Raw genomic sequence first — 15,055 nt, 5'->3', positions numbered from 1 at the left:
TTTTTTTAAAACTTATTTTTCAAAACAATAATTGATGATTGTTGTAAATTATTATATCTCCAATAATATCCTTCTTTATCTAATATATCAGCAACTAGTAATTTTAAACTTCCAGTGCCATTACCTGTGATTATTTCTAAACTATGTTCATAATCATTATTATCAAATTCAAAAAGAGCGTTTAAAACTGATGCAGTTGCTTTTTGTACAGTATATCCATGTAAATCTATCACTCTCATACTTACTCCTTAACTTTCTTTTTGACAACTTGGACAATAATATGTTCCACGACCATTAACTTTTATTTTCTTTATGATTGTATTACAGTTTAAACATGGTTTATTTACTCTTGTATGTACTTTAAGAAAGTTTTGAAACTGTCCTTCTTGTTTATTTAAAGACTCATAACTATTTATAGTAGAACCACCTAATTCAAAACTTTTATCCATTATTAAAGTTGCGTTTTGTAAAATTTCTTTTAATTTTGATTTAGAAATGTTTAATGAGGGCTTTGCAGGAAAGACTTTTGAAGCAAATAGTGTTTCATCTGCATAAATATTTCCAATTCCTGAAACTAGTTCTTGATTCAATATTAAAGTTTTTATTGCGACACTTGATTTAGAAGTTTTTGAATATAATTTATCTAAATTAACTTTATCAGGTGTTGGAGCTAATTTATTTAATGGTTTTGCTTCCAAATAGTTTTCATTTGTTCGTAAATGAACAGTTCCAAACATTCTTGAATCTAAATATTGAAGTTGTGAATTATCATTAAAATAATAAACTAATCTGGTATGTTTGTGTTTTTTAGTTTTAGTTTCAAAAAAATGATATTTCCCCTCCATTCTTAAATGTGTAACTAAAATTTTGTTATTAGATAATTGAATAATAATATGTTTTGCAATGTTAAAAACATCTAAAATAGTTTCATTTTTAACAAAACTGCTAAATTCATCAACTGTTGCTTCTTTTATTAATTTGGGTTGTAAAACTTCAACTTTATCAATGGTTTTGTTTAAAATTCTTGATTTTAAAGCTTTTGTTACAACTTTTGCTTCTGGTAATTCTGGCATATATAATATTTTAAACTATTATTAGCTTTTAAATACTATAATTTTATAATATGAATAATAAATTTAAAGATGTATTTATTTGTACAACAGATACAGTTATGGGTATTGGAGTAAAAGTAAAAGACAATAATATTAATCTTTTATATGAACTCAAACAAAGAAATTTAGATAAAAAAATAATCATTTTGGTTTCATCAATTAAACAAGTTGAACAAATTACAAATTTAAATCAAAATGCTTTAGATTATATTCAAAAATACTGACCTGGAGCTGTAACTTTAATAATAAATGGTATTGGTTTTAGAATGCCAAATCAAGATAAACTTCTTGAGTTTTTAGAACAAAATGGACCTTGCTACGTAACAAGTTGCAATAAAAGTGGTTTTCCAGTTGCAAAAAATATTAATGAAGCTAAAATATTATTCCCAGAAGTAACAAATTTTTATAAATTTGGTAAAATGTCACAAAAACCTTCTTTAATAATTGATGTAGACACTCAAAAAATATTACGTTCATAATTTCAAAATATATTGTAAAATTTATGTATGGAAACAAAGAAAAATAATCAAATAATAGCATTTGCTAGTGACCACGCTGGTTTTGAACTTAAAGATAAATTATCTAAAAAATTAATATCTGAAGGTTATCAAATAGTTGATCTTGGTCCTGAATCAGGTTCTACTAGCGTGAGCTATGCTGAATATGGATTTAAACTAGCGCATTACTTAAAAAAACACCCCGAAGCCAAAGGAATTGGTATTTGTGGAACAGGACTAGGAATAAGTTATGCACTGAATCGTTTTAGTTTTATAAGAGCAGCCAGAGTATCTAGCTTAGAAGATGCTAAATTAGCAAAACTTCATAACGACGCTAATGTTTTAGCATTTGGTGGAAGACAAGTTTCACTTGAAAATGCTTTTGAAATGTTTAAAACATGGGATTCAACAGATTTTGAGGGCGGAAGACATATTCAAAGAATAGAAACACTAACAGAAGAAGGATCTAGCGAATAAAAAACAAGCTATTTAAAGCTTGTTTTTTATTCAACTTTTTGAGTATTAAATTTTCCTTTTACATTTAAAACTGGTATGACATTTATTCATGCTTTAGGATCTACTTTATGAATTTCACGAAGTATTTCATTTTGTTCTAAAAATAAAGCAATTGTTTCTATTCTAGAATTTTCCTGTTGGGTAAATCCTGAAGTTTGTTTTATTATACTATATGCATGTCAATAATTTATATCTTTAAAATGAACACATATATCATTAATTTTTGAACTATAAATTTCAATTTTGACTTTTTTATATTTTGGGTAAATAAAGTTAATTATTAAGTTATAAAAACCAATATAAAATACTGTTGAAATACACCTTACCAGGTAAACACTACTATCCCATGGATGATCTAAAACACTACCTGTATATTCTAAAATACCTATCACAATAATACTAAATGCAGCAAAACAGCAAGCTATTCTAAAACTGACTTTTCCTACTGACATTTTTTTAACTCTTGAAATGTAATAAATAAATATATCACTTCCTGCTGTTGATCCTGAGTGTTTTCAAGCTATAGCTGCTGCTAAACCACCCAATACACTACCACCCAATGTGTAAATTATTACTGGTCATGTTTCAACATTCATATTTAAATGTGGATTTAAATTTCTAAAATATGTTCAGCCATGAGCACCAGCTTTTAAAACAACTTGTTGAGTTGATTCGTTGATAACATCTTTTTGCAATGTTCAATTTTGTCATTGACCAACTATATCAGATCCAATTGGTTGACCTAATTCATTTACTAAACTTGATCCAGAAAAATTTCCACTTGGATATACAGATCAAGAAATTTTTGTGCCATCTAAATCATATGATGTGTAATAAATACTAAAATCATGTTGCAATCAATCTCTAATTACATATGGTTTATTAGGGTCAAAACCATAAAAAAAGAATTCACTTACTATTTGAAATAGTAATCAATAAAGAGTTAAAATCATAAATAACCTTGAATTTTTCTTTCAAAAAATAATAATAAAAGGAAGGTTAATTAATAAATAAAAAATTGCAAAATATTGTCTAAGAGATTCAAATGTATAAGTTATTACTTGAATAAGTGCACTTGTACCACTAGCAACTGTTCCTGCTTTTGCTAAGAAAGTAGCAATTCCTAAATTAAATAAAAAAGCACTTATGAACATTCAAAGTAATTTTTTAGGGAATTTTTTTCAAGTGTTTAAAATAGTTAAATTGTGACTATTTATATGAAATGGATCAATATCATCTGTTGTTGTTTCAACATCTTTTTCTTTAAAAATATTTTTCATGTTATGCCTTAAATTTTGCTTATTTATTATATCAAAAAATAATTTTTTTAATCAATATATGAAGTATCGAATTCACCAACTACTTCATGAATTGGTAATATACTAATTCATGCATTTGCATCAATGTGTTTTATTTGACCAATTACTCAATCTTTTTCTAAAAATAATGTTATAGTTTCGATTCTTCCAAAATCTTTGTGACTATAACCACTAACTCCATAATATATATTGTGTGAATGGTTATATTTAATTAATTTTAAATGTTCTGTAATTTTTTCAATTTTATTAGAATATATTTCAATTTTGACTTTTTTATATTTTGGATACATTAAATCAATTACAAAAGAATATACTCCAATATAAATAACTGTACAAATAATTCTAACTATTAAACGTGTTAAAGGATTTTTTTCAGCATCTCAAGTTGCTTTTCAAGGTCTTGAAGGTATTAAATCATATACCTCTAAACTACCTAAAACTAAAATACTAAAGGCAGCAAATGACATAGCAACTATAAATGCAATTTTACCAATGGACATTTTTTTGACCCTAGAAACATAATAAACAATAACATTGCTACCAGCCACACAGCCACCAGCTCGTCATGCTATAGCTGCTGCTATACCATCTAAAACCCCACCTATTATACAATACACAATAATAGGTCAAGTTTGTCCATCATAAAATCCTTCACTTGAAGATTCAAGATTAAAAGCATTTCAATACTTATGACCATTAGGACTATATAAAGTAATTGTTTCTGTTAAAAATTTATCAATAAATTTAATTTGTCCCAATATTAATTGACTAACCACTTGAAAAAATAGCCAATAACAAGTTAAAACCATAAATAATCGAGGATTTTTTCTTCAAAATACAAAAATGATCGGCAAATTAATCAAAACATAAAAGTATCCAAAATATTTATCTCAATCCAGTGTAAATGTAATTATTTGAGTAAGAGAACTTGTTCCTGTTGCAACAACAGCTGCTTTTGATAAAAAAGTAGCAACTCCAATATTAAATAAAATAGCGCTAATAAAAATAAGAAGTAATTTTTTGGGTAATTTGGCTCAAATATTTAAAAAATTAATGTTATGTGGATTATAAACTTTATTTCATTCTTGCTGGTTTATCTTATTTTTCATTAATTTATCTCCTTTTTATTATTTCTATCTTATCTTTCATCATCAATAAACTTATTTAAATTACTCATGAAACCTAATTTAATCGTTCCAATAGCACCATTTCTATTTTTAGCAACTATAACATTTGTACTAGAAATTCCTCCATATAAATCATCAAAGTCTTTGGGATTATTTTCATCAGAATAGGAGTTATCTTCAGCTGATTTTCTTTTATAATACTCAGGTCTATATAGAAAAATTACACTATCTGCGTCTTGTTCTATTGTTCCACTTTCACGTAGATCAGAAAGTATAGGTTGTTTATCTTCACGACTTTCTACTTTTCTTGATAACTGACTTAAAGCAATAACAGGACATTCTAATTCTTTTGCCAATTGTTTTAAACTCCTTGATATTTTTGAAACCTCAAGTTGTCTATTATCACCCGAATTTTTTGTATCATTTATTAATTGAAGATAATCTACAATTAATAAATCAATAGTTTTTGTTTGTTTAAATCTCCTGCAAACTGAAACTAATTCATTGATGTTTAAAGAACTTTGATCATTTAAAAATAGTGGTCATTGTTTCATTTTTTCAAAAGTTTCTTCTAAGGCATACCATTGTTCTTCATCTATATTTCCTTTTTTTAGATCGCTTAGGGGTGTATAACTTTCAAATCCTATAATTCTTTCAACTAATTGAACATTTGTCATTTCTAAACTAAAAAATAATACGCTTTTCTTTTGTTTTGCAACATTTGCAGCAATATTTAAAGCAAAAGCTGTTTTTCCCATTGAAGGCCTAGCAGCTAAAATAACTAAATCGCCAGGATTAAATCCCAAGGTTAAATCATCTAATTTTTTAAATCCAAATTTTAATCCTGTACTTAATTCATTTTTACTTCTTTTTAATAAAAGTGATTTATTTTCTTTAAGAACATTATCAATTGTCTCATAGTGAGATTTAGATGATGAAATATCCATGTTAATTAAATCAATTTGTAGATTATTAATAATATTATCAATATTTTCTTTCTTTATAAGTCTATCAATTGATTTTTCAATTAATAAATTAAGTTGTATTTTTTTTGAATAAGGTATTAAAACATTTATATAATCTTGTGCTTTTTCTTTGTATCCTACGTTTTCTACTAAAAAATCTAAATAATCATTTTTTTTGTAATTATCAATTCCTAAATTTTGATCTAATATGTTATTTGTTATCAAATAGTTATAAAGATTTTTAAAATCATAATTTGGATATTCTTCAGATAAATTTACAATTGACTGATAAAGCATTTTATTTGCCTTATAGTAAAATAAATTTTCTGTTAAGGAATCGGCAACTTCTTTATAAATTTTAGAATTTGTAATTAAAAGTCCCATAAGTGGGATTTCATTGTCTAAAATGTTTTGTTTATCATCTTGACTTAAAAATTTTTCCATTGCCTATTTCTCCATATTTATTTAGATTCATGTATTCTTACCTTTAAAAATGCTTTTACATTAGGATGTAAAATAACAGGTACACCATGAATTCCTAATGTAGTAATTGATACCTTATCAAGTGAATGATTAGGTAATTTTATATTGTGCTTTGTTAATAATTCTTTTGTAATAGCTTTTGATGTTATTGAACCATGAACAATGTTAATTCCATTTTTTTCAGTGTGAACTTTAAGTTCAAAATTTAATTCAATTTTTTCTATTTCAACTTTCAAAGCTTCTGCTTCGGCAATTCTTTGTGCTTCATTTTCTGCTAATGAATCAAGAATTTTTTGTCTATTAGCTAGGGTTGAAGAATTAATAGGTTGTGCAATACCATTTCTGATTAAATAATTTTTTGCAAACCCATCATTTACTTCTATAATTTCATTTTTTTTATTTTTTTTAAAATCTTTAATTAATATTACTTTCATCTTTTATACTCACAATCGCTTGAATAAGATTATCAACAAATACCTCTAATGATTCGGTATCTGAAACTGATGCCGCTGCTCCAAAATGCCCACCACCATTCATAGCTTCAGCAATTATTTGAACATTAGTATTTATCCCCCTTGCAGACATTTTGTATTTATTAGATCCTGGAATTTTTGCTATAACAAATGCTGCTTTTCTCCCTTGTATTCTTAAAATTTCTTCTGCTGCTATTGCAATTATGTCACTATCTACTTCCTTGTCATATGCTGCAATAAAATAATCTTGCTTAACTTCTTGAAGATTTTCTAAGATTTTTGACACAGTTTGATAAACTTCTTTAGTCATTTTTAATGTTTCTATACTTGTAGAACTGCTTGCTCCTCATTCTTCTAACAAACTTACAGCATTAAAAGTTTTTGAAGAAGACGTTTTTTGAAATCTATTTGTATCCATATAAATACCATCTAATAACATTTGTGCTGATTGAAGGGTAATATATTGACTGTTTTGACTAAATACCAATATTTCCGTAACTATTTCTGATGCACTAGATGCTGTTGTGTCAACATATAAATTTTGTTTTAAAACAAATTCTGGCAATTTAGAAATTCTATGGTGATCTAAAACAAAAACATTTTCTGGGTTTATATTTTTAAATGCATTAGGATTTTCTATTCTGTTGATGTCGGCAGTATCAACAATAATAACCATTGTTGAGTCATCATTTAATTTTGTTGCTTGTTTTGGACTTATAAATAAACTATTGTCATTTTTTAAATATTTATCTTTTTGTTTTTTACACGTTGCATCAAAAGTTATGTTTTGAATATATGCTTTTTTGTTTTTTGCTCTGACTATTGTAGCCAATGCATAAGCAGAACCTAATGCATCTAAATCAGCTTCTTTATGCCCATAAATTATTACTTTACTAATATCATGAGAATTAAATTTTTCTTTAAGTGCTTTTGCAATAAAAGAAATTTTTGTTCTTGAACTATTCAAAGCAATTTCTGATTTTGATCCAAAATACAACGGTTTTTGATTTTTTAAAATAACGGTAACTTGATCACCACCTCTAGACTGAGATTGAGAAAGAGCATCTTTTGTTGTTTCTGTTAATTCATCTAATTTTTCCATACCAGATGCAAATCCCACAGAAAGCGGAATCCTAAACGTTTTACCGTTGATATCTTCTGAATTTATTGCTGTAAAAAACTTAAAATTATTAGCAATGAAATTTTGTAACGTTTGTTTTGTTGTTATTAAAAAGAATCTGTTATTTATAAAACGCCTATAAACGAAATCATATGTTTTTGATAGATCATCCAACACTTTTACAACAGAATTATAAATTTTAAATATCTCTTCTTCAGAATATATTGATTGATATAAATCCATTGAGTCAATATCAATTTCCCCAAAAACAGTTTTTTCCGATTCATACAGTGTTGTTATATTCTGCAATGATGTAACGTCACGAATCATTAAAATATTTTTTTCTGGTAAAAAATTAATTTCATAGAAAAAATCATTGTATTTCGTTGTTGTTTTAAAATTTTTCTTAGACAGAGTTTCAATATTAAAAACAGTATCTAAATTTTTACCTATGATTTTATTTCCAAATCTCTCTTTTATAAAATGAGAAACCCAAATAATTTTTAATCTCTCATTAAACACAAAAATTCCAACACCTTCTTTTGCTATTTCTTGTTCTATATATTGATTTAAAGTACTTTTAACAATTACATTATTTTTATAATTTTGATATGTTAAAAAACCAAGAATTATCATTGCGATAAAAGAAAAAGCAACCAAAATACTTAAACTAATAATTCCTAGTAATGGAAAATTTTTAAAGATGTTACTAATTGCAAAAATTAAAATAAAAGAAACAACAAGAAGTATTATTGTTGTTATTCATAAATAAATATATTTAAAACGCAATTTTATTTTATTTTTCATATTTAAATTATACCTTATAAGGTATAAAAGAAAATAACAAGTAATACAAATTCAATAAACTAAATTTCATAATATGATTTTAATTGATCTAAATTTTTTTTAGTTTTAGAACTGACATAGAAGACATTTAAAAAGGGGAAATAATTTATTATGTCTTTTTTTGTTTTACTTAATTCTTTTTGATTACTTTTATCTATTTTTGTAACAATTAAATTTACTTGATGATTTAAATTCAAACACATCTCAATCATTTCCATATCAATTAATGTTAGTGAAATTCTTGAATCTATTAAAATATTAATAGAATATATATTTTCTCTATCGTGTAAATAATTTCCAATCATACTAGAAATACTTTTTTGCTCTGTTTGAGAAATTTTTGCATAACCATAACCAGGTAAATCCACAATTATTTTATCTGTATCAGTTGAAAAATAATTAATTAATTTTGTTCTTCCAGGAGTTGATGAAACTTTTGCTATTTTGCTTTGTGCCAATGAATTTAAAAGCGAACTTTTTCCAACATTACTTCTTCCTCAAAATAAAATTTCTTTATTTGTGGAATCTAATCAAGAATCTTTTTTATTAGCTGATTTAATAAATTTTCACATATTAATTTAAAAAAGAGTCCGACAAGGACTCAATTTTTTGATTATTTAACTCTACCACTACCTATAAAAGGAAGTATTGCCACTATTCTTGATCTTTTAACTGCTGTAGCTAATGTTCTTTGGTGACGTGAACAGCATCCTGTAATACGTGATGAAAGGATTTTTCCATGTTGGTTAATGTAGTTTTGTAATAATTCTTGGTCTTTGTAATCAATATATTCCTGGTTATTTATACAAAATTGACATGGACGACGACGCACAAAAAGTTTTTTATTTATTTTTCTTGCCATATTTTTCTCCTAATTAATTGTTAATTTCTTTATCTAATTCATCTGCAAACGCTTCTCATTCTTTATTTACAATGGGATTTATATTTGCATTTGTATCATAAGAAGATTGATTATTATTGAATGAATAATTGCTTTGTGTTGTTTGTTTTTGTTCTAGTTGATTAATATCTAATGTATCTGAATTTTGTTCTTGGCGTCTCATTTGAGCCATTTTTTTAGTTTCAAGAGCTTCAACATTATCCACATTTATAGTGTAAAAAGTATTAATTTCACCATTTCTAGTCATTTTTGACGTTTGTAAAGAACCCTCTATTAAAACCAATGAACCTTTATCTAAAAATTTATTGATAAATTCAGCGTTTTGTGCTCATGCAACACACGGAAGAAAATCAGTTATAGGTTCTGCATTAGCTGAAAATTGTCTTCTTGAAACAGCAACAGTAAAACGTGTATAAGGTGTATTTGAGCCAGTTACTCCAGTAAATGGTGTCTGTGATATTCTACCAGTAATAATAATTTTATTCATTCTATCTCCTTTAGATTTTATTATTCTTCTATTTTAGGTGATTTAGCAAAATCTTTTTTTGTAGATTTGTCAAATTTTCTTACAGGTTTTTGTGTTTTATCATCGTTTGAGTTTGTTTGATCAAATTTTCTAACAAAAGGTTTTTTGTCATTTGAACGTGGTGTGAATTTTGGTCTTCTTGCTTTTGAAATTTTTGGTTTTCTTTGTAGAGGTTTTTCTGTATCTAAATTAATTACTAATGTTCTTAAAATTGATTTATTTAAAACTTCTCTACGGTTAAATTCTTTAATTTCTTCAGCAGATGCTTCAACATTTAAAACAAAATATTGAGCTGTATTTACTTTTTTGATTGGATATGCTAATTGTGTTCTTTCTAATTTTGTTAATTCTTTTTTAGATGTAAAAATTTCATTAACAAATTTTTCAACTTCTTCTTGTGAAGTTGTTGAGTGAACTAATAACATAATTTCATATTTGTTCATTTATTCTCCTTTTGGACTTTTGGGCCTTTTTGGCCAAGGAGTGCCTTCCCCATTTTATATTTAAAATATAGTTACTTAAAAATAACTTATATTATTATAATATAATTTTTCAATTTTATGTTATGTTAATAAAAAAAATGCCAATTGGCATTTTAAATTATTTTGTTGTTAATTCTTTTGCATCTGTAGCAATCATTAATTCCTCATTTGTTCTAATTACAAATACCGGAATTTCACTGTCATCTGAGCTAATTAAAGATCATTTATCAAATTTTTCAGTATTTTTTTCAGATAATTTTACATTATATGAATGAATTCTATTAATAATATTTTGTCTAGTTAATGGATCATTTTCTCCAATACCAGCTGTAAATACTATAGCATCTAGTTTTTTAGCAATTTTGTTTAAATATAAAGCTAAATAGTCAGCTGATTTTTGTGCAAATAAATCAAGTGCAAAACGTGCATTTTCATTTGTTAATTGAACTTTTTCTAAGTCACGCATATCGCTTGAAATTCCACTAACTCCTAATAATCCTGATTTTTTGTTTAAAATGTCAGTAGCTTCCTGTGCATCAATATTTAATTCTTTAGATAAATATAAAACTATAGAAGGATCAACATCACCACTTCTTGTTCCCATCATAACTCCTGAAAGAGGTGTAAATCCCATAGTAGTATCAATAGATTTTGAATCTTGAATAGCACATAAAGATGAACCATTTCCTAAGTGTAAATTAACAAAATTAACTTTTTCTTTATTCAAAATTTCTTGTAATTTTAGTGTTACAAATCTATGACTTACACCATGGAATCCATATTTTCTTATTGAATATTCTTTAGCTAAATCTTTGTCAATTGCATATGAATAATTTATTTTAGGGATTGTTGCGTGGAATCCTGTGTCAACTGTCATTGTTAATTTTGCATTTGGCAGTAATTTTTGGAAAGCTTTAATAGATTGTATAGCTCCTGGGTTGTGTAGAGGTGCTAATTTTGTATTTCTGTGAATTTCAAATAAAACTTCATCAGTTATTATTGTTGATTTCATTAAATCAGGTCCTGCATTTACAACTCTAAATCCTACAACTTTAATGTCATCAATTGATTCAACAATATTATTTTCACTTCATTGTTGTAAAATCTCTCTAACAGCTTCCTCATGATCTTTTAAACCAACTTTTTTTTCAAAAACTTGTCCAGCAAATTTACAAACTAAATTACCATCAACATTAATTCTTTCAGCTAAACCAGATGCTAATAAATCAAGATTTTCTTCATTAAATAATGATCATTTAATTGATGATGAGCCTGCATTTATAACTAATATTTTGTTTATCATTTTTTCTCCTGTTTAAATTTTGTGTTTGTTTTTGTTCAATATAATAATTAACTTAATTTGTTATATTAAATTCTTTTATTGCTACTTATTTCTTAGCATTAACATTAAAACTTTTCAAATTAATCCAATAAATAATATATATAAATTGAATCCAAAAGTAATACTTAATCCCACAATAACCAAATTATTTTGGTTGCTATTTTCTAATTCAACGTCATATTTTTTAATAATTTGAAAATTAAATCCAATTATTACTAAAGACACAATAATCATTAATGCAAAATATAAACTTCAAATTTTGTTTGATCTAAATACTGTAAAAAATGAAATTATTCACATAACAACTGTTGCAATAATTCCAACAGTTACTATTCAAGTAAATTTACTGAAATCTACTTTATCAAAGTATCCCAAAACACCAACAACCGCAAACATTGCTATTGGTATAATAAACATTAATATTGCGTGAGCCATATTTAGTTGTGAATAAGCATTTAATGCTAATGTAAAAAATGTTAAAGAAGCTGTACTTATCAAAACATAAGCAAAATAAGCAATAATTGATATTACTATACTGATTTTTTTATTTTTTTTGTAAGCAAAAAATAGTTGAAATATAAAGCATGCAATAAATTCCACAATAACTGACACATAAATAAATGTCTGTGGTGATACCCCTATGTTTAACGTAAATGAAATTCATGAGATATACACACTAGGAATTGAAGCAATTACTCCACTAAATAAAATGGTTATAAAAATTCCTAAACTAAATCACAGTAAACTCAAACCCAAAAGTTTGTGTTTTTTTTGAGTTTTTAGTTCACTAAATGAGTAATTTACTGTTTCATTGTTGTATTGATACATATTTCCTCCTATTTTTTGTATTTATTATACACCTTATCAATTTTTTTTAAGTAATAACCTAATGTTGACTTTGTTTTTTTTATGTTTTTTTGTTCTAAAAGCAGTACTAAATCATTTAAACTTGCACCATCATTTTCTTTTTTAGTTTCATAAAAAATAATTTGTTCATAAGTAAATAGATTTTGCAAATTATTAGCACAAATGAAATCGTATTGATTTAAAAAATTTAAATAGCTTTTTGCAATTTTTTGTTGATTATAAAAATCAAAATTAGTTAATCTATTAATTGTGTTTGTATAATCTCTATCAATCTTTTTTTCTTCAAAAATCAAATAACTTTCTACAGCGCCAATGGCTTTTAAAAAGTCACAAATTTGTTCAACTTTTTTAATATATAACAAATAATGATCTTTTCTAAAAACCATCTTAAAAGATATTCCATAATGATCCATTATTTCCTGAATATCATTTGCAAATTTAAAATCTTTTGTTTTTATTTCAAGATGATAGGAAGTGCTTTTTACATCACTAACTGATCCGCTAACAATAAAAATTCCTGCAAAAAATTCTTTTTTCTTTCTATATTTATAAGTAAAAAATATCTCGGGTATTTCAAATAAAAGTCAATTTTTTTTAGGTAACTTGTATTCAATGTTTAATGTTTGTAAGATTTTTTCAATGAATTTTCTAATATTTTCATTATTTATTATTAATTTATGTATTTTAGTATTAGTTTGAGTATACAAAATTCCATTTAAAAAATTTATCGCTGATTCTCAACTTATTTTTTGATCGATTACTTCTAATTTAACTTTTTGGGTAAATGTTATTTTCATATATTCTCACAATGTTTATTATTTATTGACTTATTAACTATTTTTTATATCTACATTTTAGCAAAAAAGATAAAAAAAATAGCAATGTCCTATTTTCCCATACGGTATCGTCGGCGATGAAGGTCTTAACTGCTGAGTTCGGAATGGAATCAGGTGAACCCCTTCTCTTTGATTGCTGTAATTAATATTTTACACTATTTTTTTAAATTTTACAAAAAAAGATAAAAAAAATAGCAATGTCCTATTTTCCCATACGGTATCGTCGGCGATGAAGGTCTTAACTGCTGAGTTCGGAATGGAATCAGGTGAACCCCTTCTCTTTGATTGCTGTAATTAATATTTTACACTATTTTTTTAAATTTTACAAAAAAAATAAATTTTATTTAATGTACTTTTTTGTTAACAGCAAAATGTTACTAATTAGTTATAAATAATGCTTAGTTTTAATATATTTAGTTGTTGTGGGGTCATTAATTAATGAAATAGAATTTATATTAAAAGTTTTGTTTATTCATTCCAAATCTTTTATTGTTTTTTCTATGGTTTCTTTACTAGGTTTTTTTGAATAATAAAGAATATTACTATCCAAAAATGTTTCAATTCTAGTAATTTTTTCATTTTCAAATATGATAGAATAACAATATTCGTTATTTGCATCAGAACCTGAGAACCTTAAATTTAAACTAAACTTATTTGATTTTAATTCTTTTTTATATTTATTTTTTTCATTATATTCTAATTCATCAATACAATCTAAGTTAAATTTTGTTTCTTTATGATCAAAAGAAGATGGATTAGTGAAAATTCTAAGTAGTTTCATTTTATCAAATGAAGGACAAAGAGAAATAGATGATTCTTCAATTTTTTTCTCAGATGAATCTCTATATACAATTATTTTTCTTTTTAATTCAACTTCCATTATATAGTCATATTTGTTTATAACATTTTTAATATAATTAAGCTTTGGTAAAGCTTTTTTTCAAAAGTTATAAAAGTAAATAATTTCTGTAATTGTTAGTTGTTTTTCCCAACTTGTATACCTTAAAACAAAAGGATTAAATTCAAATATATTTTGTCCTATGTTTTCAAATAAATAATTAAATTTAGGAAGTCCACTTGAAAACAAAGATTGATGTATTAATTGATAAGTCAAGTTTTGTGTTTTTGTACCCTTTGGTAAAAGTCAAGGATTTAAATATGAATATAATGAATAAAATTTTTCAATTCTTGTAAAGGTTTTATTTATCATATGTTGTTTAATGTAAGGGTATAGATAAAAAAATAACAATGAAAAAATAGAAACGATAAGAGAAAGAACACTAATTGCTAATATAAAAATATTTTCGTTTTTCATAATATATACATTTTATCACTGTATTTTTTGCACTAAATCTAAAAAATACAATATTTAAAATTGCTTTTGTATTAAAAAAAGAATAAAAAAAATAGCAATGTCCTATTTTCCCATACGGTATCGTCGGCGATGAAGGTCTTAACTGCTGAGTTCGGAATGGAATCAGGTGAACCCCTTCTCTTTGATTGCTGTAATTAATATTTTATACTATTTTTAAAAAAGTTGTTAAAAAAAATAAAAATTTTTTCTTACAATTTTTATATGTATATATTTTATTTTTAAACACTTGTTTTTAATTGTTGTAATATATATGTATAAATTAGATATT

The 15,055-nt window shown here is 25.2% G+C and carries 17 protein-coding genes and 3 rRNA genes; 2 read left to right on the top strand and 18 right to left on the bottom strand.

Features of this window, described 5'->3' with window-relative positions:
* Positions 1-5: 5 nt before the first annotated feature.
* A complete protein-coding gene (locus N8G13_RS03085; RefSeq protein ID WP_262289430.1) occupies positions 6-239 on the bottom strand; it encodes a Smr/MutS family protein in 234 nt (77 codons plus the stop codon).
* Between the two features lie 9 nt (positions 240-248).
* Entirely contained in the window at positions 249-1,073 is an 825-nt protein-coding gene (gene mutM / locus N8G13_RS03080) for a DNA-formamidopyrimidine glycosylase (RefSeq protein ID WP_262289429.1), read from the bottom strand.
* Between the two features lie 50 nt (positions 1,074-1,123).
* Here mutM and N8G13_RS03075 point away from each other — a divergent pair, with 50 nt between their 5' ends.
* Together N8G13_RS03075 and N8G13_RS03070 are read left to right on the top strand one after the other, a co-directional pair.
* Positions 1,124-1,591 (top strand): Sua5/YciO/YrdC/YwlC family protein, encoded by a 468-nt coding sequence (locus N8G13_RS03075; protein WP_262289428.1) that lies wholly within the window; start codon positions 1,124-1,126, stop codon positions 1,589-1,591.
* A 27-nt stretch (positions 1,592-1,618) separates the two neighbouring features.
* Complete coding sequence (locus N8G13_RS03070; protein ID WP_262289427.1) at positions 1,619-2,086, top strand: RpiB/LacA/LacB family sugar-phosphate isomerase; 468 nt, start codon at positions 1,619-1,621, stop codon at positions 2,084-2,086.
* A gap of 26 nt (positions 2,087-2,112) precedes the next feature.
* Here N8G13_RS03070 and N8G13_RS03065 read toward each other — a convergent pair whose 3' ends face one another.
* The 16 genes from N8G13_RS03065 to rrf (N8G13_RS02990) all read right to left on the bottom strand — a co-directional run bounded on the left by N8G13_RS03065 (position 2,113) and on the right by rrf (N8G13_RS02990) (position 14,920).
* Positions 2,113-3,405: a YitT family protein gene (locus tag N8G13_RS03065; protein WP_262289426.1), complete on the bottom strand. Its 1,293-nt coding sequence runs from the start codon at positions 3,403-3,405 to the stop codon at positions 2,113-2,115.
* 47 nt (positions 3,406-3,452) lie between these two features.
* Positions 3,453-4,553 carry a YitT family protein gene (locus N8G13_RS03060; protein ID WP_262289425.1) on the bottom strand — a complete coding sequence of 367 codons (1,101 nt, stop codon included), beginning with the start codon at positions 4,551-4,553 and terminating at the stop codon, positions 3,453-3,455.
* A 29-nt stretch (positions 4,554-4,582) separates the two neighbouring features.
* Positions 4,583-5,980 carry a replicative DNA helicase gene (gene dnaB / locus N8G13_RS03055; protein WP_262289424.1) on the bottom strand — a complete coding sequence of 466 codons (1,398 nt, stop codon included), beginning with the start codon at positions 5,978-5,980 and terminating at the stop codon, positions 4,583-4,585.
* 17 nt (positions 5,981-5,997) lie between these two features.
* On the bottom strand, positions 5,998-6,453 hold the full coding sequence (gene rplI / locus N8G13_RS03050; RefSeq protein ID WP_262289423.1) for a 50S ribosomal protein L9: 456 nt from the start codon (positions 6,451-6,453) through the stop codon (positions 5,998-6,000).
* On the bottom strand, positions 6,434-8,419 hold the full coding sequence (locus N8G13_RS03045; protein ID WP_262289422.1) for a DHH family phosphoesterase: 1,986 nt from the start codon (positions 8,417-8,419) through the stop codon (positions 6,434-6,436). Before N8G13_RS03045 ends, rplI begins: the two co-directional genes overlap by 20 nt.
* Before the next feature lie 59 nt (positions 8,420-8,478).
* Positions 8,479-9,030 carry a ribosome biogenesis GTP-binding protein YihA/YsxC gene (gene yihA / locus N8G13_RS03040; protein WP_262289421.1) on the bottom strand — a complete coding sequence of 184 codons (552 nt, stop codon included), beginning with the start codon at positions 9,028-9,030 and terminating at the stop codon, positions 8,479-8,481.
* Between the two features lie 41 nt (positions 9,031-9,071).
* The gene (gene rpsR / locus N8G13_RS03035; protein WP_216488254.1) at positions 9,072-9,320 is read right to left on the bottom strand and encodes a 30S ribosomal protein S18; all 249 of its coding nucleotides are present in this window, start codon (positions 9,318-9,320) and stop codon (positions 9,072-9,074) included.
* A 13-nt stretch (positions 9,321-9,333) separates the two neighbouring features.
* Entirely contained in the window at positions 9,334-9,846 is a 513-nt protein-coding gene (locus N8G13_RS03030; protein ID WP_262289420.1) for a single-stranded DNA-binding protein, read from the bottom strand.
* Between the two features lie 20 nt (positions 9,847-9,866).
* Positions 9,867-10,328: a 30S ribosomal protein S6 gene (gene rpsF / locus N8G13_RS03025; protein ID WP_262289419.1), complete on the bottom strand. Its 462-nt coding sequence runs from the start codon at positions 10,326-10,328 to the stop codon at positions 9,867-9,869.
* 157 nt (positions 10,329-10,485) lie between these two features.
* Positions 10,486-11,670, bottom strand: coding sequence for an acetate/propionate family kinase (locus N8G13_RS03020; protein ID WP_262289418.1), 1,185 nt, complete (start codon positions 11,668-11,670; stop codon positions 10,486-10,488).
* Positions 11,671-11,751: 81 nt separating this feature from the next.
* Entirely contained in the window at positions 11,752-12,537 is a 786-nt protein-coding gene (locus tag N8G13_RS03015) for an MAG0110 family membrane protein (RefSeq protein WP_262289417.1), read from the bottom strand.
* 8 nt (positions 12,538-12,545) lie between these two features.
* Positions 12,546-13,373 carry a DNA-binding protein WhiA gene (gene whiA / locus N8G13_RS03010; protein ID WP_262289416.1) on the bottom strand — a complete coding sequence of 276 codons (828 nt, stop codon included), beginning with the start codon at positions 13,371-13,373 and terminating at the stop codon, positions 12,546-12,548.
* Positions 13,374-13,449: 76 nt separating this feature from the next.
* Positions 13,450-13,553 (bottom strand): 5S ribosomal RNA (gene rrf / locus N8G13_RS03005).
* Positions 13,554-13,601: 48 nt separating this feature from the next.
* A 5S ribosomal RNA gene (gene rrf / locus N8G13_RS03000) occupies positions 13,602-13,705 on the bottom strand.
* Between the two features lie 92 nt (positions 13,706-13,797).
* A complete protein-coding gene (locus N8G13_RS02995) occupies positions 13,798-14,727 on the bottom strand; it encodes a hypothetical protein (protein ID WP_262289415.1) in 930 nt (309 codons plus the stop codon).
* 89 nt (positions 14,728-14,816) lie between these two features.
* A 5S ribosomal RNA gene (rrf, locus tag N8G13_RS02990) occupies positions 14,817-14,920 on the bottom strand.
* Between the last annotated feature and the right edge of the window lie 135 nt (positions 14,921-15,055).

This window comes from Mycoplasma zalophi, from assembly GCF_025486335.1.
In the GTDB taxonomy this organism is placed as follows: domain Bacteria; phylum Bacillota_I; class Bacilli_A; order Mycoplasmatales; family Metamycoplasmataceae; genus Metamycoplasma; species Metamycoplasma zalophi.
The sequence above is the reverse complement of the archived record's forward strand: the minus strand, read 5'-3'. Positions and strand labels throughout refer to the sequence as shown.